Origin of the sequence: Ktedonobacter racemifer DSM 44963, from assembly GCF_000178855.1 — a bacterium.
GTDB classification, from domain to species: domain Bacteria; phylum Chloroflexota; class Ktedonobacteria; order Ktedonobacterales; family Ktedonobacteraceae; genus Ktedonobacter; species Ktedonobacter racemifer.
In genome coordinates, this window is record NZ_ADVG01000004.1 from 2104734 (window position 1) to 2126284 (window position 21551).

Below are 21551 nucleotides of genomic sequence, written 5' to 3' on the forward strand. Positions count from 1 at the left end.
TTAACTATGCCTCTATAGCGAGCTCTAACGCGTTCCTGTATTTCGCGGCGAGATCGTGAAAGCCCCGGTTGAGTAACCATGTAATAGAACCCAGCAGGCGCAGGAGGCGATAGTGGGTCAGCAAGTGCTGCGTCTCCGCGTTGTTGGCGTTGGTGCCATAGCCCTCATAGCCTTCTAATAGGGGATCTGTGAGCTCCTGGTCCCATAACGTGAGGACTGCGATATCCAGGAGCGGATCGCCAGGCTGTGCGTCGATAAAATCTAGAAAAGCCAGAACCTTTTGACTCTGGGGATCGAGCAGAATATGCTCATTCTGAAGATCGCCGTGAAGCAGTCCAATTGGTCGGCGTGCCAGAAGAGGCCGGAGGCGCTCAAAACGTTCGCGTAGCTCACTCGCATGCCAGGCGTTGAGCACGTCTCCTTGCCTGGCATGCTCGATCTCCAGGTTGGCCCACCACAAAATAAACTCTTCCCAGCGGTGCTGGCCCCCTGAGAATGGCGGTTGCGCACCCAACCCATGTAAGCATCGCAGATACACTCCAGCCTCCCTGGCGGCGTCTGGATAGCGTGAGGAGAGAGGAATGCCAATCACCTGGCGCATCGCAAAGACCGCGGGCGGCCCTGCCTCAAATGCCAGTATCTCCGGTGTTGGCAGCCCAACTGAAGCTGCCTGCTGCGCGATCTCATAGTCATGCCTGAGCGCCTGCACATCGCTATATACCTTGAGAATGATATGCGCCCCTTCAGCCAGGAAGATCGCGCGGTCGTGCTGGAGATAGAGGGGCTTCAGCGGCTCTCCTGGACCAGTAAGGCGCGCGAGGATGTTACTGGCTGCTAACTCTAAATAGTGATAGTTCAATGTCCTGCCCCATAATAATTGGTTTTAGAAAGTTTAATGCTGTGATAGCTTAAGGTTGTGCCAATGTGGTTTCGGCGCGGGCCTTCAGGTCTCGTGCCACAGCGTCGAAACCACGCTGTAGGTCGCGTGCATACATAAGCTGGAGCACGGGCGCAAAGACCCCGATAAATGTCTCACGTGTAGAATATTCGGTGGTGTCAGTATCAATGGGCGCGAGTTCCTGAATGCGTTCACCATGCAAGAACCAGGCGGATGAGCGTGTCTCCCAAGACAGAAGGTGCTCTGGCTCAATGGCGGTAATCGTCTCGATACTGGTGGTCTTAAGGTTTTCGCGCATCTGCACATGCATCGTCAACAGTGAGCCGACCCGAAAATCGGACTGCATCGAGGGGACAAAGCTATTCCACTCGTGATATTTTTCAAGATCGGTCAAAATCGACTAGACACGCGCTACTGGCGCCTGGATAGTTGTACGCGCCTGAACAGTAAACCAACCAGTCGTTACAGATCGTGGCATGCAAGGGTCCATCCTTTGTTTCTACTTTACTGCAAGCATATCACATTGAAGTCGGCCAATGCCGCCCAATGCCTTCTCCTCCCTCTAAGAAGCGAAGCCCCGATAACTTACAGAACGATATCACAGCAATGATATCTCAGAGAAGCTCCCCACAAAACTCATGCACATAGCGCTGAAAATTGGCCATGGCCTCAACACACAGCCAGCTTGTCCGCGTCAGCTCCTCGCGCCTCTTCTCTACCATCACAATGGCTTTTTCCGGCCGACCTGCCGCCAGCTCGTCCAGGACCGATTGGATCACATCGAAGTTATAGCCAGCCTCCCTGAGCAGGACGATCACGCGTAGGCGATGCATCTCTTGCTCGTTATAGAGGCGATAGCGGCTATCCTGTTCGCGTACTGGGTGCAGAAGGCCCTGCTGCTCCCAGAAATGCAGGGCCGAGACACGCACACCCACCTGTCTGGCTGCCTCTCCCACGCGGAGACTCTGGGAAGGGTGGGCGCTTTGTAGAGAAGCGGGTTGCGCGGCTAATGCATGCAGCGCCGAAAGCGTCTGCTCAACTTGCAGACGTTTGTTGGCAAGCTCGGCGTGGCGCGAGTCTATCAGGGACAGCGAGGCTGAAAGGTCCCCCTGGTGAAGGGCCTGCATAATCGCCAACGTCCGCTGCCAGCTATAGCCACCGATCATGCCGCGAGCGGTCTTGAGCGCGGCAAGGTGGCGCTGGGTATAGAGACGATAGCCTCTCTTGCTGCGCGAGGCCGCTGGTAGCAGCCCCCAGGCCTCATAGTTGCGTACCTGCTGAACACTGATCCCTGTGGCCCTGGCCAGGTCAATGGTGCGCAGAGAATCGTGAAGTACCATGTAAAACCCTCAGATATATGTGGAGACTTTTCGTATTTACATGTCTCTTTATATCACATGGAATCAACTGGGGCCGACACTGCTAATCCCCATTCGGGGGCAAGCCTTACGCGCCTATATATCATGGGATGGCATTCTCGTGTCATTTAACCCTCCATTGGCTGGCCATCCTGGACGCAACAACATACAGCCGTGGTGGCCCATCGCTGCCATAAGAGCATTGATATTGAACACGTGTTCTTTTTGTGTATACTGAGCTATAGAAGGATGAATAGTTTGGCGAAGGAGCGTAAGAACAGCAATCAAAAATGTGCGCGACTCTGCTTCAAGGTGTGCTTATTGTACACCTTTGGAGGCGTTGACAGAGAGACGCTATCATGGTATGATACACGCATCAGATGAGAAAAAGTGTTCTAAACCATGGTATTTGATGTTTCTAGCGAAAGAGGCGAAATCTATCTTTTAGTGGAGTGTTGAAAAGGAAGGGTTTTTCATGCTCCTTTGCAAAAAGATCAAACTTGACGTCAGCGAGCAAGACATGGCCACCCTTGAGTTCATGCAAGGAAAATGCAGAGGGCTCTACAATTGGTGGGTCATGAGGCTCAGAGACGGGGAGAAGTGGCACTTCAACGACTGCAAGAAAACCCTGTCCGAGAGCCGTGCCTATGATCCTGAACTCGATCAGGTGTATGGCAAGCTGCTTGCGGAAGTGTACTATCGCCTGGATGGGGCCATGCGAGCCTTCTTTCGTCGGGTCGCCAATGGGGAAACCCCAGGCTTTCCCCGCGTGCGACCTCGCCATGGCTTCTTCACCCTCTGTTATCCGGCGATGTATCTCACGCTTGAGGGAAACACCCTCATCTTGCCCACAGGGGGCAAGGGCAAGCACAAACGCTTTCCTGCCATCCGTGCCGCACTCACCGAACTGCCTCCAGAGGGCTTTCGAGAGGTTGCCATCAGTCGCGATGGCAGAGGCAATTACTACGCCTCCTTCAGCTATCGACAGCAAGAGGAGGCCAAACGCGATGGCAACACCGTGGCTTTCGATCTGGGCATCAAGACGCTGGCAACTGGGGTCACGCAAGAGGGCCGGATCTATCACATCGGTGGGTTCAAAGGCTCGTGTTGGTACAACAAACAGTTGGATCGGCTTCGCTCGAAACGCAGCAAGTGCAAGAAGAAGTCGCGTCGTTATCTTCATCTGAGCAAGGTGTACAAGCGCGTGTCGCAGAGGAAGCGCAACAAACAGCGCGATAGCCTGCACAAGGCATCGCATCTTATCGCACGGCGATTGGTTGAGAGAACTGTCGTCGTGGGCGATCTTTCCCAACGGCACATGGTCATGAAAGAGCATCAGGAGCGAAACAAGGCGCTCAATCGGGCGGTCTACAACGACTGGGGCTTGTATGCCTTCGTCCAAATGCTCACCTATAAATGCCAGTTGTATGGGAAAGAGCTTCAGTTGGTAGATGAGCGTAACACGTCCAAGCAGTGTAGTGGCTGTGGGAATCTGCAAGCCATGCCACTGTGGAAGCGGACGTATCAGTGCGCGGAATGTGGACTCGTCATGGATCGAGATGAGAACAGTGCTCACAACATCTTGACGAGGTTCTTTGCCCGGCGGGGGCCATACACTCAGGCTCGTCCTGAGTGCGATGTGCTGCAGGCGACCCAAAGCGGCGTAGAAGTCATGGAGACTTCCTGTGAGGGCCAAGTGTAGCAATTGAATCTATTCGAGTGTGTATAAGCACATTTGAGTGGATTTAGAAAGGCAGTCAGGATATGTATTTTGCCTCAAGCAAATTGGTAACGAATCGCTCTGTACCAGCGAGCACAGTTATTCCTGTACTAGCGTATGAAGACGTGGTGCAGGCGGCGGAATGGCTTTGTAAAACCTTTGACTTTAAAGAGCGCCTGCGCATAGGCCGCCATCGCGTTCAGCTTGCGGTTGGTGATGCTGCGGTTATTGTAAATGAGGGGAAGTCAGAAGCGCCTTCTCGCGCCGAGAATCACTCAGTGCTGGTACGTGTAGAGGATGTGGACCGCCACTATGAATTTACGCGCGGACGTGGCGCGCACATCTTGCGACCACCAACGACCTATCCTTATGGAGAGAGACAGTATACTGTCGAAGATCCAGGAGGGCATTGCTGGACCTTCTCACAATCCGTCGCCGACGCTGACCCCGAGGAATGGGGCGGGACCTGGCCCAGCGCGTAGTAAAACTCGTTGTGTGGAGACCCAGCGTCTTGATCTGTTTCCAGGTCAAGACGCTGGGTCTCCACACAACATCCCTATATTCCGGCTTCGACCTGGAGCGCAGGCTCCAGCACTTGCTCAGGCTCGGCCTGTTTCCCGCGCTGACGCATGGTGGAGGCAGCGTCCTTATCGCGCACGCGCAGGGCGAAACTGACCGCGATGACCGCGAGAATTGCCGAGGTGATGAAGGCGGCGTGATAGGCCGTTAGGTTTGGCTGCATGCTGCCATTAGCAATATGCGTCATTCCGACCGTGCTCATGACGGTGCTGATAAGCGCCACGCCAAGCGAGGCACCAACCTGGCGCTGGGCATTGTTAAGCGCCGAGGCCTGGCCGGTCTCAGCAGGCGAAATCGTCGCGAAGGCCGCGGCCTGCACAGGGATAAAGGCATAGGCCATGCCCGCCCCGGTTAGGAACATTAACCCACGCATTGCCCATAGGTTGGTATCCATGCCTATGGTAAGCATGCACAACTCAATAATCGTAACCCCAACCAGACCGCCAGCGATGAGTCGGCGTGGCCCCACTTTGGGATAGAGGCGTGCCACAATCTGGGTTGAGACGAGAACTCCGAGCGCCTCGGGGAAGGTCGTCAGGCCCGAGGTGAACGCGGAGACGCCACGCGCCTCCTGGAGGAAGAGCGGGGCAGCGTAGAGTAAGCCCATAAAGCCCGCGCCCGAGAAGACTGTGACCAGATTACAGGTGCGGAAGAGCTTGTTATTGAACAGGCGCAGATCGAGCATGGGATGCGTCGACCTGAGCTCGACAAACACAAAGGCAACCAGCATAAGCAGGCCCACGATACCCGTGCCCAGAATGGTACCGTTGGTCCAGCCATAGACCGGTCCCTCGCTCAGCGCATACATGGTCAGTGCCAGGCCGATACCCGCCAGGAGGAAGCCCAGGATATCGAAGCGCTTATTAGTGTTTTCGTAATACTCATGCAGGAAGAACAGGGCGAAAATACTGGCCAGGATGCCCAGGGGGACATTAATATAAAAGACCCAGCGCCAGGAGAGCTTATCCACCAGCAGGCCTCCGATAATCGGACCCGTGGCCGGCGCGATCACGGTCGGGATATTGAGGATGCGCGAGACCTGCACGCGCTCCTCGGGCGGAAAGGTCCGATAGAGAATGGCGGTGCCGACAGGGGTCAGGGCGCCACCCGCCAGGCCCTGCAAGACGCGAAACGCGATCAGCATAGGCAGACTCGTCGCCAGGCCACAGAGGGCAGAGGCGACGGTAAAGAGGACGAGCGCGCTAACAAAGATCCGCTTGGTTCCCACGCGATCACCTAGCCAACCCGAGACAGGAATAATCACCGCCAGGCTTACGAGGTAGCCCACAACAATAGCGTCAATAGCCGTACCAGTCACATTAAACTGGCGGCTCAAAGCGGGGAGAGCCACGTTCACGACCGTCGAGTCCATAATACTCATAAACATTGCCGCGACGAAGACCACACTAACCGCCACCTTAGGATTCATCTGCACACGAGAAGACATTGATGCTCCAATTCATAGTATTTTAAGAAAAATATGTGGATATACACATGAACAAAGTGGGAAGCTGCAATCTTCCCACTTATTCCTGGCTGGCTTTTTTCGGGCGGCGTGTATGTTGGAGACGTTTCTTTTGAGAATTGAATTCTCCACGTGAGACACAAACAGGGCAGGTACACCAGGCGCGTTCACGCACACCTGGCATATAGCGCCAGCCCACCACTCGCGAAATAGATTGAACTTTGCGAATATCTTTGGCGCTAATTGAGCGCGGAATGATCAGCTCAAACCCTTGCGGGTCATCTTGCTGCATAAGTTCGCTGATAGCCTGGGCAACAGGTAGGTGCTCATGCGGTCGAGCATAACGGCCAAACCAGACCATTTCCTCATCTGGCACGTGAAAGTAGATGCCCATAAAGGTACGCTGGCCTCGACGCTTGAGTTCGCGCAGCCATTGATGAGAGACATAGTAATTTTGCATGACGGGCATACAATAGACTCCACGCCCTTTGCGAATACCAGCTTTGCGAATGCGTTTTACATCTTTGGCTGGCGTTAGGTGGACCAGAATTGGCATAGAAGAAACCATCCATTACTGTCTCAAAAGGGGGAGCGGTTCCACACATTACCGACCGCTTACTCTTCTGACGAATAGCGGCCGGGTTTTGTCACAAGAAAAGGCGTTGCGCCTCCACTGAAGGCTCTGAAGAAAAGAGACGCCTCCTGCCCCATCCAACAGGCTCCGGGTGAAGCAGGAAGATACACAAAGCTGTTTTACTCAAACATTAGAAAGACGCTGCCGCCGCGGCGGCGACAAAGAGTACCAGGCAGACGGGTGTATAGACTATGAGATTGAGTTTGTAGAACATTTCACTCCTGGATGCGGCCAGGCGTAGTGCCCACACAATCCCTGCTAGACCACGTAGTAGGAGTCCTACCGCAACGGACAGAACGCCGAGTTGAAGCAACGGACTGGGAATGAGTTGTCCAAACATCCCAAGATAATGGACCCGAGCTAACATAATCAAGGCACCACAAAACAGCAGGCAGGCGAGTGGAACAAGGACCGCTGGCCTGAAAGAGCGGGTTTTATTTATGTTGAGTACCGCCTTCGCCAGTGAGAGTTTATTCTGTGCGGGCCAGAGTCGACCTGTCGCCCAGTAGGCATGCAGTAAACCATCTGCAACAAGCACTATTGCTACGAGTATGCCTGCAAGTTCTTTTACATATTGATCCATTATTTCCTCCTCTTCCCTATGCGGCTAAAAAGCTCAAGAGCAACTGTTTCACTTTTTTAGGCTGATCATCATAAACGAGGTGTCCGGCATGATCGAGCACAACAATGGTGGCCTGTGGGTCCAATTGGTGCCAGCGTTGAACATAGCTGGATGAGTCCTCAATCGTATCTTGCTTGCCCCAGATGACCAGGGTCGGGGTCTTCATCTTTGGAATGAGTTGATCTGTCACGCTCCAATCAAGATTGCGTTCTAGCACCCACTGCGAGACCAGGTTGCACTGAAAAGTCAGCGGGGGATAGAGTTCTTGTGCCATATCAGCTGTCACCTCTGACTTATCGAACAGGAGTCCCTCCAACAGTTGCCTCGTCGCATCAACGCTTGTTGGCATAGAGAGCTTCATTATGGCTTCGCCAATTACCGGCCACTTTGCAAGCTCATAAAACCAGGGGTCGGGTAGATCTAAACCTGTATTGTCCATGCCAACATATTTGATTACCCGCTCAGGATGTTTCTCGGTAAAGTACAGAGCCATGCCACCGCCCCAGGAATTACCGCCGAATACGGCCCTGGGGACGTGCAGCTTATTCATAAACGTCAGCAATGACTGGTCAATCGAGTCCAGCGTGTAAATGGTTGTAAAGTTGGGATTCTTTGCGGTCGGCGTTGTATACCCATCACCTGGCGGATCAATGATGTAGACCGAGTAATGCGGTGCCAGAGCGGCGGCGATATAACGAAATTCATAGATCCAGGCACCACCACCTGGCATGAGTACGACCGGCTCTCCACTCCCTTCGTGCAGATAATGCAAACGAAAGTTGCCCGCATCGATGTAGTGATCGAGGTGCTGCTCCTGAATTTGTGTCAAATAGGCAGGTACATGTGTATGATCCTCCGGAGGCATGTAGACATAGGCAACGAATAATAAGGCAACGAGGCAAAGTGGCAACAAAGCGACAAAACTATAAGTCGTTCGACGTAACCACCTGTGCTTCGACCAGAAATGTTTCATATGCTTCTCTCTTCTATCGACAGCCAAAAATTCGCTGAACGCATAGCGAATGTGAATAACAAAAAAACAGCCCTATCTTACAAGGATGGATCAATTAGTCTGCATTGGGATGGTCAGGGATGTCTCCAAGCAGCAAATGCACAACATGCTGTTTATATCGGGCATGGAAGTTGGGATCATGGACATCGACGCCCAATGGTCTGAGGAATGTTTCAGCATGGGCTGTGGGGAACCAGCAGAGAGCGGTGAGGGCAATGAGAAATTGCTCTGCATTACCTTGCCACCCTAAATCCTCCTGTAACGCCTGTATGGCCTCGCGCAAGAGCTGGAACTGAGATGGAAGATTGCCCAGATAGCGGGCACCATGCAAGGCTTCCCACTCGGTCAAACGCACAAAAGTTGGATGCGTTGTAAGGTCATCAAACAGGCGCTCAATGACCACACGTAGAATCTCCTGCGCATTGACACCAGGAGCATGTGCTTGTTCATGAATAAACGTGACCAGATCTTGCGCGTGTGTAAAGGTTCGTGCCAGGACAGCGCGATAGAGGCCATCCTTCGAACCAAAGAAGTAGTTGGGCAGACCACGTGTCACTCCCGCCAGGTCACAAATCTCCTGAAGACTCGCAGCATCATAGCCTTTTTCCGCAAACACTGTTTCAGCGGCATCCAAAATCGCTTGTTTGCTGGCCTCGGCAGCCTCCGTTCTGCGGGTGCTTTTCCCCTGATTGTTCATGTTCACCTTCACTCTCAAAACAACATCGAATATTTCACTCGCTATACGTATAACTAATTTAGCAAAAAACACAGTGATAAGTCAAGAGGTGTAGATTGGAAATTTAAATGAGCCCATATTTTTGTGAATTCTGTGAGGTCGAAAAACTAACCTCTTCTTTCCCCAGTATGGAATGCAAGTGGCTTTGCAGGCTCTCCCCACCTTTCCTGCACTTGATGGAAAACACTGTTTGCTTCATCATTGATTGAAGAAAAAAGACCGCCAAAAAGCGCTGAAATTGAGGAATCACCTTTCTTCTGTTTGCTTGTTTGCTGGAGACAGTGGAGACGTTGCGTTTATGGTGGTACCGTTTGTCTAGACAAAAATGGACCAATTTTGAGAGAGGACTCAGCAGTATGAAGAATTGATCAGGAATGAATAGAGCGATACATGGCAAAAGGTGTTTTGTATGAATCGACCCTATTTTCTCAGACGGAGAAGGATGAGCTCACCCAATTGTATGCGGCACTGCCACAGTTCAACAGGGCTGACTTGCGAGGGATAAGCTGGTCTTTGACTATGATTATGCCGAGATTACTCACATTGTGCAGAAGAGCAAGGTCCACTGCCGTCAGTTAATGTGGCAGGCGCGACACGCCATGCATGTTCATCTCCAGCAAGACGGCCCTCTCAGTGAGCAACACACCCTCCTTGTCCACCAGTTTCTTGATGCCTATCAGCGTGATGATATGGAGCGTCTTCTCTCATTATTTACCCACGATGTGGCGCTCTATACTGATGGCGGCGGCAAAGTCAAAGCCGCTCGCAAGCCGCTCTATGGAGCGTTCAAGACGGCGCATTTTCTCCTGGCAGTCAAGCAAAAAGCGTCGGAGCTGTTCGCGTACCGTCTTGCTCATATCAATGGTCAGCCAGGAATCATCAAATATCGGAAAGACCACCCTTTTTCTGTGATGGTATTTGACATAGCACAACAGAAGATCTGTGAGGTCAACGTGATTGGGAATCCGGATAAATTGCAACATATCCTACCTTCTTGTCAAGGCACATGCACATAGATGAAGGAAAGAGGACTCTGACCAGGCGAGCAAGGTGGTGCGGATCAACTGCGGCTGATCACTGCACAACTGGACTAGAGGAAGTACCTGTTTCATGGCTTTGATCAAGCGCTCGATCTGCTAGCGAGAGCGATACAACCAGAACAATTCAGTTGCCGAATACTCAGTTGGGAAGGTGCTCACCAGAATGATCCAACACGCCCGTTTGACGGTGCTTTCTCGCAGCTTACGACCCTTGCGCTTCGCAACCCTTTGGAGACGTTCTTGCGGGTTTGGAAGTGACCCACTAGAGACTGTATGTAAAGGCTTCAAGATGGGGCTCTCGCTAGGCGACGCAGAAGCAAGCGGATCTGAGACGCGTAAATCCAACTTTCGCTGCTTTCTGGCAAGAACTCGTAGTCCTTGCAGAGCCGACGGCAGAAGGTGAGCCAAGCAAAGGTCCGTTCGACCACCCAGCGGCGCGGAAGGACTCCTCGGAAACCGGTATGCAAAGGAGGAAGTCGTCGCCACTCAAAGCGCAGATGAGCCAGATCATTGATGTCGCCTATGGGAACCCACTCTCCTCGGGAACGAGGGGGATGTTGGACGACGGTAACGCTCCACCCCAAATGCTCTTCTATCCAGGTTTTCCCACTTCCCGTGTAGCCTTGGTCAACCCAGACGTGCTCGAGGCGAGGATAGCGAGCTTGAACCCCCTGTAGGAACGCAACCGCTGCTCGATCTTGCACATCTGCCGTATGAACCTTCAGATGCAGGATCAATCCCAACGTATCAACGAGAACCTGACGTTTTCGCCCGTTTATTTTCTTGCCGCCATCATAGCCACGGGCCCCCCTTTTTGACTCGTCTTGACCGTTTGACTGTCGAGAATGGCGGCACTGGGGGGAGGTTCTCGCCCTTGCTGTTTCCTTTGAGCCTCTCTCAGAACAGTATGCATCCTTTCCCAACTCCCGTTCCTGCACCACGTACGGAAGTAGGTCCAGACGGTTGACCAGGGCGGGAACTCACGAGGAAGCATGCGCCATTGGCAACCGCTTCTCAAGATATACAGAATCGCATTCACGATTTCCCTCATGTTCACCGCTCGTGGTCGTCCACCTAGCCTGGCGGGCGGGATCAAGGGTTCCAAGATTGCCCATTCCTCATCACTCATATCGCGCGGGATAGGCACGCCATCTCATGGAAGTCCTCCTGCTTGAGATAAACGTCCCTGCTCAGTTTCTTTGACACTCCTCTCCCTTTCAATTTTACCGCTTTACATACAGTCTCTAGTGGACCAGGTGAACGCACAATGGGGCCGTGAGACGCTGCGCTTTGGGGCGCAGGGGACGCGGCGGACTTGATCTATGCGGCAGGCGTGGCGCTCCCAACGCTTTACAACCCGATGGTCAGAAGTGTTGCAGGTTGGAGAAGTGTGATGAGGGACGAATGTGTACAATTACAATTACGATTGCCCTTGTCGGCAGGTGTGATTCGCAGAGCGGTGGACGCGTTCAAGCGGCAGTTTGGCGCCGACCGCTGCTATCTCTATGTTCGGGGACATGTCGCCATTGAAACGGGTCAACTCTGTCAGATTCCGGGGTGGGCCAGCGTGGTTGGTCCAGATGAAGAACGAGATGTACTGATTGTAGGCGATGTGGAGGGGGCTGAGGCGAATAGGAACTGGGTACGTCTGATGTTGGCCAGGCTCCTGCTTTCCACCCATTCACTTGTAGAAGGGGGCCCGCTACGTAAGATACGGCATTGTTTGTCAGGAGGGGCATTGCTCAGCTTCCCAAAAATAAAAAAACATGTGGGATATGAAGAAGAAAACATTTTCTTCTATTGATGTGTCAAACTATCAAGCCGTTTTTTGTGCTCTGGCTGCATACAACGGATCAAAGTCCGCCTCGTTTTTGACGACCGCAAAGGCAATGTGTAAGAGCTTTCGTGCCGCAGCGCAACGAGCGACCTTCATGGGTTTGCCTGCCGCTCGTAAACGATCATAAAATGCCTTGATGACGGGGTTGTATTGAGCGGCACTCAAGGTTGCCAGATACACAGCCGTACGAAGTGCAGCATTTCCTGTATGCCCAATGTTTGCTCGCCCATGGACACTGGTTCCCGATTGGAATGGATGAGGAGCCAGCCCAGCATATGCCGTCAGTTCTTCCACCGTGTTACACAGCGTAAAATTGAGCGTCGTAACCAGGAGCCAGGCGGCAGTCAGTAGCCCGATCCCAGGAATGGTCTGGAGCCTGATGGCAGATGCTGTCCATAAGGAGTCAAGAGAAAGAGCCTTATCAAGCTCGGCCTCTCCTTCCAACATCTGTTCGGTCAGTGACTCTATCAAGAATTGCATGCGTGTGTGTACGGAAGCAATCACGCGCGGGACAGTGACTCAATGCATGGAATTGGTTGCGGAGCTGTTGACGCATTTGCATGAGGCTCTCACGTTCGTTCAATCGGTGATAGCGTTCAACAAAAATGGCCGGAGGAGGGGTCCATACGGCTGGCTGAAGCAAAGCGGCGAGTTGCGCCAGCGTTTGAGCATCGATGGCATCCGTCTTTGCTTGCTTAAGTAAGGCTTTGGCAAAATGGTGAGCCTGAGCTGGGTTAATGACACTGATGGCGAAGCCAGCTTGAGCCAGGGTGGTTGCGAGCATCATCCAATAGGAACCAGTTGCTTCCATCACAACAAGAATGCTCTTAGCAGAATGCCCTGTAGCGAGCAAGCGTTGCTGGAGCGTCTGGAAGCCTTGAGGGGTCTGATCAATGGTGAGCGCGCGCCAGATCTTCCTAGAGGGCTCCTTCCAAGCGACAGATGCCGTCGCCGCTGCGATGTCAATGCCAACGAAGAGGTCATACAATGGTTCTGGAGAGGATGTCATAGCGACTCCTTTCGTCTGATCGAGAGAGAAATTCATTCCTGTCTCGGACCTGGGGCAAGGCCAGTCTTAGCTCGTGATACGTGGTCAAAGCCACACGATACGGTTCAAACTTGGGCCAGCCCGAGATGATGGGGGACAGTCTTACGTTCGCGGTCGAACCGAGGCTCGTACCTCGCCCTCAGCATCATCTTGGAACCGATGCTCCTAGTATACGAGCTGTCACCAGGGGCAGAGTAGCGGGTAATACAGGTACATGCTTCTAAAGAGGCTGCTTTCAGCCGTTACTGCACTGAAAAATGCTCCATTGCCTGATTGTAAGAAAGCGCGCGCCACACATCCTCGCCAGAACACAACAACGGCCGTCAAACGCATTGGCTGACCCCTCCGATGACTGAGAGAAGCGTTTGGAGGGCTCCTATCATCGCTCATCGGAGAGGGATCTGCTCGCCAGGACTCACGTTCTGTTACTTCTCCCAAGTCATGGGCAACTTCTTCACCCCCAAAACGGACATGCTACTGATCAGAGACAGCGGCGCATCGGACACATGCCAGGAGCCAGGCAGGCGGTCGAGCATCGCGCTCAGCGCAATCTTCGCCTCCAAACGCGCCAGGGGAGCGCCCAGACAGAAATGGATGCCACGCCCGAAGCCCAGATGCCGATTTGGCTCACGCTCGATCATGAACTGATTGGCATCGGGGAACTGGGCCTCATCACGATTCGCCGAGGCAATCCAGGCAAAGAGTAACTTGCCAGCTTCTATGCGCTGATCGCCAATCGTCGTCTCGGTCGTGGTCCCGCGTATCGTGAGTTTGAGCGGCGAGTAGTAGCGCAGTGCCTCTTCAAGAGCGCTCGGCACCAGCTCGCGATTGGCACGCAGACGTTGCACCGCTTCAGGATGCTTATCCAGGCACAGGATGGCATTGCCAAGCAGATTGGTCGTGGTCTCGTTGCCTGCGACCAGGAGCAGCACACAGAACCCCAGCAATTCCTCGTTCGAGAGGCGCTCCCCATCCACTTCCGCCAGCAGCAGTGCGCTCACCAGGTCGTTCTGGGGATGCGCACGCCGCTCCTCAAAGATCTGGGTGAAGTAGGCACTCATGCTGTCTGTGGCTTGTATGACCGCCTGCCTGGCCTCTTCCGTCGCTTCCTCGTCTCCCGAGACGAAAGCATCAGACCACTGCTTGAACTCCTCACGCCGCTCCGCAGGGATGCCCAACAACTCCGCAATGACCGTGATAGGCAGAGGATAAGCCAGATCCCTGATCACATCCATCTCACCCACATTCTGCACCTGGTCGAGCAATCCATTGGTGATCTCCTTGATGCGCGACTCCATGTGAGCCACCATGCGCGGCGTGAAGGCTTGCGAAACGAGCTGGCGCAACTGGCGATGACGCGGCGGGTCCATACGTAGCATGCTCGAACTGATCGGAGTGGCATTGCGGTACTCGGGTGGCAGGAAGCTGCTCTCATCGGAAGAAAACGTCGCGTGATCACTCAACACACGTGCCACATCGTCGTAGCGGAAGATGTGCCATGCCTGAATCTTCTGGTCGAAGAAAACGGGCTGCGTCTCACGCATCTGACGATACCAGTCATACGAGGCAGTGAGCTGTTCTCGATTGGAATGTGTCTGCATAGTTCTTCTTTCTCTTTCTTGTATCTTCTACTCGATTGGAAGTAAATGCCCCACGCGCGTGGGCAGATCTGGCCCGCAAACGTGGAAGAGTGCCAGGAGTTTTGAGCACTGTCGTCGTGCGCGTGATCCCTGTTTGCGTCAAGCAGGTGTGCTTTTCTGCTCGATCCGCGCTGGCGATCTCGCGCGGCGCGAGCGCTCTCTCATGACGACAGATCCTCCTTACGAGATGACGACAGGAAATCTGGTCATATACCGCAGAAAACCATGATGTGTTCTGCTGTGATGGGATACATGGCCGCGTGTTGGCTCGTCTTCTCTCAGGTCTTCTGGAAGCATTTCCGTGGTTGGGCTGAGTCTGGTCATGTCTTGCGCAGTCCATCGGGGCTTGAGACGGGTTGCCTCACGGCCACGCCCCGGTTTTCCAAACTGGGTTCATGACACGCGCTTTGTATAGGCCCTCATCGCAAAGATGTAGGCCACAACCAGAATGCCGACGCACCATGCAAGGGCAACCCAGATCTCGTGAGACACTGGCTGCCCAGAGAGTAACGCACGGATGGTATTCACAATCGCCGTCACTGGCTGGTTTTCGGCAAAGACGCGGACGACCAGCGGCATCGACTTCGTTGGCACAAACGCCGAGCTGATAAAGGGCAGGAAGGTAATCGGATACGAAAATGCGGTTGCCCCGTCTGTCGATTTGGCGGTCAGTCCGGGAATCACCGCAACCCAGGTTAACGCCAGCGTAAACAACGCGAGGATGCCGACGACAGTCAGCCATGACAGGATGCCCGCCGACGAACGAAAGCCCATCAGCAACGCGACGAGCATGATGACCACCACCGAAATCGCGTTGGAGACCAGCGAGGTCAGCACGTGTCCCCACAGCATGGTGGACGGGGCAATCGGCATGGAGCGAAAGCGCTCAATGATCCCCCGTTGCACATCGGTAAACAACCGATACGCCGTATAGGAGATCCCACTGGCAATCGCAATCAGGAAGATGCCAGGTAATAAGTAATTCACATAATTCCCGGTCCCGGTTTGAATGGCGCCACCGAACACATACACGAACAGCAACATCATCGCAATCGGCATGATCGTGACCGTGATGATGGTGTCCATACTGCGGAAGATATGGCGCATGGAACGACCAAGCATCACGCTCATATCGCTGAAAAAGTGGTTCTGTCTCGTTTCCATTTCCTGGGAACCAGGGACCTGAGTCGTTACTTCCATTTAGTGTGCCTCCTTTTTGCCAATGATGGCCAGAAAGATTTCCTCCAAGGTTGGTTGTTTTTCTACATACTCCACCGAAGCCGCTGGAAACAGCTTTTTAAGCTCCACGAGTGTGCCGCTGGCAATAATTTTCCCCTCATGGAGAATGGCAATGCGATCAGCAAGCTGTTCCGCCTCGTCCAATAACTGCGTAGTCAAGAAGACGGTGATGCCCCCATCCGCCAGTTCCTTCACCATTTTCCACACCTCGATGCGTGCCTCGGGGTCCAACCCGGTGGTTGGCTCGTCCAGGAACAGGATCGGCGGTGTTCCCACCAGGCTCATGGCCAGGTCCAGCCTGCGGCGCATTCCGCCGGAATACGTCGACGCACGGCGGTTGGCGGCATCGGTTAAACCGAAGCGGGTCAGCAATTCGTCGGCCACCTGGCGCGGTTGTGTGACGTGTCGAAGCCTGGCGATCATGATCAGATTTTCTCGCCCAGTCAACATCTCATCCACGGCGGCAAATTGCCCGGTCAGACTGATGGATTGCCGCACATGGTGTGGCTTTGACACCACATCCCATCCGTTGACGATGGTCGTGCCGCCGTCCTGTTTGAGCAGCGTGGTGAGGATTTTGACCAGTGTGGTCTTGCCCGCGCCGTTGGAGCCAAGCAGGGCAAAAATGCTGCCCCGCTCCACGCTGAAATTCACGCCCTTTAAGACATCGAGCTTCTTGTATGATTTGTGTAGATCTGCTACCTGAATTGCAGTGTTTGGCACAATCTCCTCCTTATGAGAGAACAGTCACCTTCGAGACATCAGCTCCCAGGCCTTTGAGCGCGGCATACGTTAACTTATCCATCATCGCGCCGTCAAAGTGAATGGATTGAATGGCACGCTTCAAAGACCAGATCCCCACCTGGCGGAACGACACATTTTTAAGGGTCGCACCCTGAAACGACACATCCTTGAGTGCCGGCAGGTCAAACGTGACGCCAAGAAAGGTCTGCCCATCAAGTCGCTGTTTGCTCAGGTCGGAATATTTGAAGTCCACGCCGAGAAAGGTACAGCGTTCAAAAGTTGTTTTTCTCAGGTCGGTATATTTGAAGTTGACATCAGTCAGCGTGACGCCGATGAATTTTGCTCCGACCAGCCCCGACTTGTTGAAGTTGGTGCGAACAAGGATGGCTTCACGGAAGTTCGCATCCGTCAGGTCAAGGGTGGAGAAGTCGCAATCGGTCAGATTGGCGCCAGCAAAGGTGGCTTCACGGACGTCACTGCCCCGAAACGAGCTCCCGGTTAAGTCCGCGCCCGTAAAGTCCGAGCCACGCAACGCACTCCCTTTAAAATTTCCTTTCTGCGCGATCACGCCCGCAAAGTCGCTCTGTGGCAGATGGCTCGCACTCAAGTTGATGGCCACCTGCCGCTCCAGCGAGTGGGAGAGGTTGGCGACCTCCTGGACGGTTTGCTCAATGTCGCCGATACTCTCAATGGTCATGGTCAAGGCGGTTTCCTCATCCTTGCCCTCGGCTTTGAGCTCACGGAACCGCTCCTGCAAATCGGAGAGCAGATCAGCCTTTAATTCGGCGACGCTTTTGACCTCATCGTAAGGAGCAAAAACGCCGTTGACATAGTTGGTCAATTTCTGATTCATAACAACACCTTTCCTTTACAAGAGGTTATCGAGCACGCGCTTCGCGTACTCCCAATTCCTTTTGTTGCGATCGTACGTTACTTTCCCTTTTTCAGTAATCCTGAAGTATTTCCGCCTTCCGCCCTGCGATTCATCGCCCCAATACCATTCGATATCCCCGTCCATCTCAAGCCGCCGGACGCTGGAGTACATGGTGGCTTCCTTTAATTCATAGTCACCACCCGAGCGCTCAGCTATCAGCTTGACAATCTCGTAGCCGTAGCGGTCAGCTTCCGATAAGAGCCGTAAAATCATCGTATCGGTATGTCCGCGCAGCAGGTCGGAGGTCAGTTTGCTTTCACTCATCTCATCACCTCGTAGTTGGAGTATACACCATATTACTGTGATTGTCAAGGTAATATTTCAACGGTCATACTTTGTTCGATAAACCAGCTCGCTGTTCTTTACCTCGTGGTTGGAGTGTACATCATATTACTATGATTGTCAAGGTATTGTTTCGGTGGTCATACTTTATTTGCTAAACCAGCTCTCTGTTCCTTATTTGACATCCCTGGATTCGGATGGGAGAGGGCAAAGACCGGTTGGGAAAACAAGCGCCACTTTGCGGCTTCCGGCACGGGCTCGACCTCCGTCACTGGAGCCTCGTAGACAACAAGGAAGCCTGGTTTCCATGATGCTGGGACTCTCTGGCTCATCATCGCTGATCATGGAGCATGACCCATCCTGGAGAGAGAAACAGAAGCCCATTTTTGAGCAGAAAGAGGGATAGATGCTTGCCTTGCCCGCTACTCTGCCCCTGGTGACAGCTCGTATACTAGGAGCATCGGTTCCAAGATGATGCTGAGGGCGAGGTACGAGCCTCGGTTCGACCGCGAACGTAAGACTGTCCCCCATCATCTCGGGCTGGCCCAAGTTTGAACCGTATCGTGTGGCTTTGACCACGTATCACGAGCTAAGACTGGCCTTGCCCCAGGTCCGAGACAGGAATGAATTTCTCTCTCGATCAGACGAAAGGAGTCGCTATGACATCCTCTCCAGAACCATTGTATGACCTCTTCGTTGGCATTGACATCGCAGCGGCGACGGCATCTGTCGCTTGGAAGGAGCCCTCCCGGAAGATCTGGCGCGCGCTCACCATTGATCAGACCCCTCAAGGCTTCCAGACGCTCCAGCAACGCTTGCTCGCTACAGGGCATTCTGCTAAGAGCATTCTTGTTGTGATGGAAGCAACTGGTTCCTATTGGATGACGCTGGCAACCACCCTGGCTCAAGCTGGCTTCGCCATCAGTGTCATTAACCCAGCTCAGGCTCACCATTTTGCCAAAGCCTTACTTAAGCAAGCAAAGACGGATGCCATCGATGCTCAAGCGCTGGCGCAACTCGCCGCTTTGCTTCAGCCAGCCGTATGGACCCCTCCTCCGGCCATTTTTGTTGAACGCTATCACCGATTGAACGAACGTGAGAGCCTCATGCAAATGCGTCAACAGCTCCGCAACCAATTCCATGCATTGAGTCACTGTCCCGCGCGTGATTGCTTCCGTACACACACGCATGCAATTCTTGATAGAGTCACTGACCGAACAGATGTTGGAAGGAGAGGCCGAGCTTGATAAGGCTCTTTCTCTTGACTCCTTATGGACAGCATCTGCCATCAGGCTCCAGACCATTCCTGGGATCGGGCTACTGACTGCCGCCTGGCTCCTGGTTACGACGCTCAATTTTACGCTGTGTAACACGGTGGAAGAACTGACGGCATATGCTGGGCTGGCTCCTCATCCATTCCAATCGGGAACCAGTGTCCATGGGCGAGCAAACATTGGGCATACAGGAAATGCTGCACTTCGTACGGCTGTGTATCTGGCAACCTTGAGTGCCGCTCAATACAACCCCGTCATCAAGGCATTTTATGATCGTTTACGAGCGGCAGGCAAACCCATGAAGGTCGCTCGTTGCGCTGCGGCACGAAAGCTCTTACACATTGCCTTTGCGGTCGTCAAAAACGAGGCGGACTTTGATCCGTTGTATGCAGCCAGAGCACAAAAAACGGCTTGATAGTTTGACACATCAATAGAAGAAAATGTTTTCTTCTTCATATCCCACATATTTTTTTATTTTTGGGAAGCAGAGCAATATCCCTCTTGACAAACAATACCGTATCTTACGTAGCGGGACCCCTAGAAGAGGGTGGGCCGTTGCAGGGACGTTGTTGATGGCGGTGTTGTTTGGTGAGGGCACATGACGTTGGTGGAGGCACGAGGGTGGTTGTGTCGCGAGGGATGTGCTATGGTAGGTGAGAAAACACAGGGAAGGAGCGTGAAGAAGACCATATGCGCGTGAGTGAGTCGGTGGTGCTGCCGCTTCCTTATGATCGAGCAATGGTCCCCTTTTCCTCTTGTTCGTGGTGAGCGGTCGGGCTGCCCTGGCAATGATGGTATGGCAGGGGCAGCGATGTTTTTTGGGGTGAGGAATAAAAAGGATCTAGCTTCTTTCCTTGTTGCGAGCGCTGGCGTAAGAGGGGGCAGAGAGGTCGCGTGAATTGTGTGCTGAAGTGGGTGTCTCTTTACATTGGTGTGAGCGAGGAGAGCGAGGCAGGCTGGAAAGAACGCGATGATTCTGGTTCGAGGGGACGTGCAGCAAGGTACTCAGGATGGGGTGTTCTTTGCTGTTGAAAGAGGCCTCACCTATGCAGAAAATGACGATGCTGGAAGAATCAATTGGCTTTTCAAGCGGTTTCATGGGAAAATCGATGCGCCAATGAACGTAGCGTCTGCATCATGTTGTCTCGAGCGATACATCCCCCTTTGCGTGCTGCCACCAGGGTCGGTTGCATTGTTTGCCACAAACGAACTTGCACGTTATCCTGGTTTGCACCCTCCTTTCCGTTGGAGAGCTGGAAGCGGTCTGCCTCGTGAGAGGCAATGGTGGAAGGAGGGAGGAACGCGAAGCAGACGTTGTCTCGTTCAGGGGAGGCGTTCTTGTGCGCCGAAGGCGGTGGCAATGATTTCGGCATCATGCAGCGCCTGGGCGCGCTCATTGTTCAACCTAGTATTTACGACAGGGAATGTTTTCTGTCACATGTTGTCGAGAGGAAAGAAACGTTTGATGGATACTATGTCGCAAGCACGGTCTGCTGCGCTGCTGCTTTCGTTCTGGGTAATTGGCGATATGCACTATTACGAAAACGAACCATGGAAGAAACTGCATCTACCGCGTATGGAGCAAATGTTTCGTGACCTTCAGAGCATCTGGCGTGAAGAGGGCTATCCAGCCTTCTGTGTCTCGCCAGGGGATGTGATTGAGAATGGTGCCCCTGCTAACTACGCGCTGGCGAAGCGGGAGATTCTGGCCAACCTGGCCCCGGTGCCGTTTTATCCAGGCATAGGCAATCATGAGTATTTTCCGACGGAACAAGGGGGGGAGTGGCATACGGCAGAGGAGTATAGCACAGCCTGGGGGAGGTCGCTCAGCTATGCCTGGACGGTAGGCGACGTGGTCTGTATGATGCTTGAGCAGCCACTGGAGCAGTGGACTGTGGATGGAATGCCGCTGATACTGCTTTCACCGGAGGCGCTGGCATTTCTAGATACGACGTTGACTGAGCATGCTGAGCGCACGGCTATCATTCTCGCCCACTGCCCGCTGTACAATACCGTTCTGGATCGTGATCCGGAGCAGAATCTCGATGACGATTCGCTGGCTCCCTATTTCTTCGTGAGCAATTCAGAGGAGGTGCGTGCAATTCTGGCCCGTCATCGCAAGGCGGCCCTTTATATCACTGGTCACACCCATTCGGGCTGGGGTTCGCCACGGCTTGTCTTTACAGAGAGCCTGGGCGCTCACGCAATCACGCATCTGAACGTCATGTCGCCCTGGTATACGGGTTTTACAGGACCGAAGTACAACCAGGAACTCCAGGAACTGGAGTTCCTTAGAGATACCCCCGATGTGCAGGCAACGTTCTCCATCCAGATCTATCCCCACAAGATCCGCATTCGCGCACGTGACCACCAGGCACAAAACTGGCTGGCGGAGTGGGAGGTAGAAGATGAGCGCTCCTGACGTACGCACCTACGCGGCTCATGGATTCTGGGCGTAGCAATCTGGAGCAACTGGAGGAGCATCGAGC

At 53.5% G+C, this 21551-nt stretch carries 23 protein-coding genes and 1 pseudogene; 8 read left to right on the forward strand and 16 right to left on the reverse strand.

The window, feature by feature from the left end:
- Positions 1 to 4: 4 nt before the first annotated feature.
- From KRAC_RS50840 to KRAC_RS50850, 3 genes are all read right to left on the reverse strand, one after another.
- Entirely contained in the window at positions 5 to 859 is an 855-nt protein-coding gene (locus KRAC_RS50840; RefSeq protein ID WP_007920731.1) for a phosphotransferase family protein, read from the reverse strand.
- Between the two features lie 49 nt (positions 860 to 908).
- A complete protein-coding gene (locus KRAC_RS50845; protein WP_075164587.1) occupies positions 909 to 1292 on the reverse strand; it encodes an SRPBCC domain-containing protein in 384 nt (127 codons plus the stop codon).
- Positions 1293 to 1512: 220 nt separating this feature from the next.
- Positions 1513 to 2238, reverse strand: a complete 726-nt coding sequence (locus tag KRAC_RS50850; RefSeq protein ID WP_007920733.1) for a MerR family transcriptional regulator — start codon at positions 2236 to 2238, stop codon at positions 1513 to 1515.
- Positions 2239 to 2731: 493 nt separating this feature from the next.
- On the opposite strand from KRAC_RS50850, the gene KRAC_RS50855 reads away from it, so the two are divergent.
- Positions 2732 to 3958, forward strand: coding sequence for an RNA-guided endonuclease InsQ/TnpB family protein (locus KRAC_RS50855; protein ID WP_007920735.1), 1227 nt, complete (start codon positions 2732 to 2734; stop codon positions 3956 to 3958).
- A 62-nt stretch (positions 3959 to 4020) separates the two neighbouring features.
- Positions 4021 to 4458 (forward strand): VOC family protein, encoded by a 438-nt coding sequence (locus KRAC_RS50860; protein WP_007920738.1) that lies wholly within the window; start codon positions 4021 to 4023, stop codon positions 4456 to 4458.
- A 74-nt stretch (positions 4459 to 4532) separates the two neighbouring features.
- Here the strand turns inward: KRAC_RS50860 and KRAC_RS50865 are convergent, their stop codons facing one another.
- From KRAC_RS50865 to KRAC_RS50885, 5 genes are all read right to left on the reverse strand, one after another.
- Positions 4533 to 6002 (reverse strand): MDR family MFS transporter, encoded by a 1470-nt coding sequence (locus KRAC_RS50865; protein ID WP_007920740.1) that lies wholly within the window; start codon positions 6000 to 6002, stop codon positions 4533 to 4535.
- A 79-nt stretch (positions 6003 to 6081) separates the two neighbouring features.
- Positions 6082 to 6576 carry a hypothetical protein gene (locus KRAC_RS50870; RefSeq protein WP_040447500.1) on the reverse strand — a complete coding sequence of 165 codons (495 nt, stop codon included), beginning with the start codon at positions 6574 to 6576 and terminating at the stop codon, positions 6082 to 6084.
- Positions 6577 to 6784: 208 nt separating this feature from the next.
- Positions 6785 to 7237, reverse strand: coding sequence for a DUF3995 domain-containing protein (locus KRAC_RS50875; RefSeq protein WP_007920743.1), 453 nt, complete (start codon positions 7235 to 7237; stop codon positions 6785 to 6787).
- Positions 7238 to 7253: 16 nt separating this feature from the next.
- Positions 7254 to 8249, reverse strand: a complete 996-nt coding sequence (locus KRAC_RS50880) for an alpha/beta fold hydrolase (RefSeq protein WP_007920748.1) — start codon at positions 8247 to 8249, stop codon at positions 7254 to 7256.
- 94 nt (positions 8250 to 8343) lie between these two features.
- Positions 8344 to 8985 (reverse strand): TetR/AcrR family transcriptional regulator, encoded by a 642-nt coding sequence (locus KRAC_RS50885; protein WP_007920751.1) that lies wholly within the window; start codon positions 8983 to 8985, stop codon positions 8344 to 8346.
- Between the two features lie 584 nt (positions 8986 to 9569).
- Between KRAC_RS50885 and KRAC_RS50900 the strand changes: the two genes are divergently transcribed.
- Positions 9570 to 10040 (forward strand): sigma-70 family RNA polymerase sigma factor family protein, encoded by a 471-nt coding sequence (locus KRAC_RS50900; protein ID WP_157508055.1) that lies wholly within the window; start codon positions 9570 to 9572, stop codon positions 10038 to 10040.
- A 308-nt stretch (positions 10041 to 10348) separates the two neighbouring features.
- Here KRAC_RS50900 and KRAC_RS64225 read toward each other — a convergent pair.
- Positions 10349 to 11193 (reverse strand): IS5 family transposase gene (locus KRAC_RS64225; protein ID WP_274532219.1). Its coding sequence is split into 2 segments (ribosomal slippage): positions 10349 to 10866 and positions 10866 to 11193, totalling 846 coding nucleotides; the frame shifts between segments, so codons are not numbered across the junction.
- A 127-nt stretch (positions 11194 to 11320) separates the two neighbouring features.
- On the opposite strand from KRAC_RS64225, the pseudogene KRAC_RS80425 reads away from it, so the two are divergent.
- Both KRAC_RS80425 and KRAC_RS50910 read left to right on the forward strand, forming a co-directional pair.
- A pseudogene (locus KRAC_RS80425) lies at positions 11321 to 11458 on the forward strand (DUF4113 domain-containing protein).
- Positions 11458 to 11868, forward strand: coding sequence for a hypothetical protein (locus KRAC_RS50910; RefSeq protein WP_007920755.1), 411 nt, complete (start codon positions 11458 to 11460; stop codon positions 11866 to 11868). Before KRAC_RS80425 ends, KRAC_RS50910 begins: the two are co-directional and overlap by 1 nt.
- Before the next feature lie 12 nt (positions 11869 to 11880).
- Here the strand turns inward: KRAC_RS50910 and KRAC_RS50915 are convergent, their stop codons facing one another.
- The 7 genes from KRAC_RS50915 to KRAC_RS50945 all read right to left on the reverse strand — a co-directional run bounded on the left by KRAC_RS50915 (position 11881) and on the right by KRAC_RS50945 (position 17770).
- Positions 11881 to 12348: a transposase gene (locus tag KRAC_RS50915; protein WP_075164589.1), complete on the reverse strand. Its 468-nt coding sequence runs from the start codon at positions 12346 to 12348 to the stop codon at positions 11881 to 11883.
- Positions 12323 to 12910, reverse strand: coding sequence for an IS110 family transposase (locus tag KRAC_RS50920; protein WP_052569289.1), 588 nt, complete (start codon positions 12908 to 12910; stop codon positions 12323 to 12325). The genes KRAC_RS50915 and KRAC_RS50920 overlap by 26 nt, the downstream gene beginning before the upstream one ends.
- Positions 12911 to 13374: 464 nt before the next feature.
- Positions 13375 to 14550 (reverse strand): cytochrome P450, encoded by a 1176-nt coding sequence (locus KRAC_RS50925; protein ID WP_007920758.1) that lies wholly within the window; start codon positions 14548 to 14550, stop codon positions 13375 to 13377.
- A gap of 432 nt (positions 14551 to 14982) precedes the next feature.
- Positions 14983 to 15753, reverse strand: coding sequence for an ABC transporter permease (locus KRAC_RS50930; RefSeq protein ID WP_040448311.1), 771 nt, complete (start codon positions 15751 to 15753; stop codon positions 14983 to 14985).
- A gap of 36 nt (positions 15754 to 15789) precedes the next feature.
- The gene (locus KRAC_RS50935) at positions 15790 to 16551 is read right to left on the reverse strand and encodes an ABC transporter ATP-binding protein (protein ID WP_007920760.1); all 762 of its coding nucleotides are present in this window, start codon (positions 16549 to 16551) and stop codon (positions 15790 to 15792) included.
- 10 nt (positions 16552 to 16561) lie between these two features.
- Positions 16562 to 17425 (reverse strand): pentapeptide repeat-containing protein, encoded by an 864-nt coding sequence (locus tag KRAC_RS50940; protein ID WP_007920761.1) that lies wholly within the window; start codon positions 17423 to 17425, stop codon positions 16562 to 16564.
- 15 nt (positions 17426 to 17440) lie between these two features.
- Positions 17441 to 17770, reverse strand: a complete 330-nt coding sequence (locus KRAC_RS50945; RefSeq protein WP_007920762.1) for a PadR family transcriptional regulator — start codon at positions 17768 to 17770, stop codon at positions 17441 to 17443.
- A gap of 677 nt (positions 17771 to 18447) precedes the next feature.
- Between KRAC_RS50945 and KRAC_RS50950 the strand changes: the two genes are divergently transcribed.
- The 3 genes from KRAC_RS50950 to KRAC_RS50970 all read left to right on the forward strand — a co-directional run bounded on the left by KRAC_RS50950 (position 18448) and on the right by KRAC_RS50970 (position 21484).
- Positions 18448 to 19035 carry an IS110 family transposase gene (locus tag KRAC_RS50950; RefSeq protein ID WP_052569290.1) on the forward strand — a complete coding sequence of 196 codons (588 nt, stop codon included), beginning with the start codon at positions 18448 to 18450 and terminating at the stop codon, positions 19033 to 19035.
- On the forward strand, positions 19010 to 19477 hold the full coding sequence (locus KRAC_RS50955; RefSeq protein ID WP_075164589.1) for a transposase: 468 nt from the start codon (positions 19010 to 19012) through the stop codon (positions 19475 to 19477). Before KRAC_RS50950 ends, KRAC_RS50955 begins: the two co-directional genes overlap by 26 nt.
- Positions 19478 to 20527: 1050 nt before the next feature.
- Complete coding sequence (locus KRAC_RS50970; RefSeq protein WP_007920767.1) at positions 20528 to 21484, forward strand: metallophosphoesterase family protein; 957 nt, start codon at positions 20528 to 20530, stop codon at positions 21482 to 21484.
- The last annotated feature ends 67 nt before the right edge of the window (positions 21485 to 21551 follow it).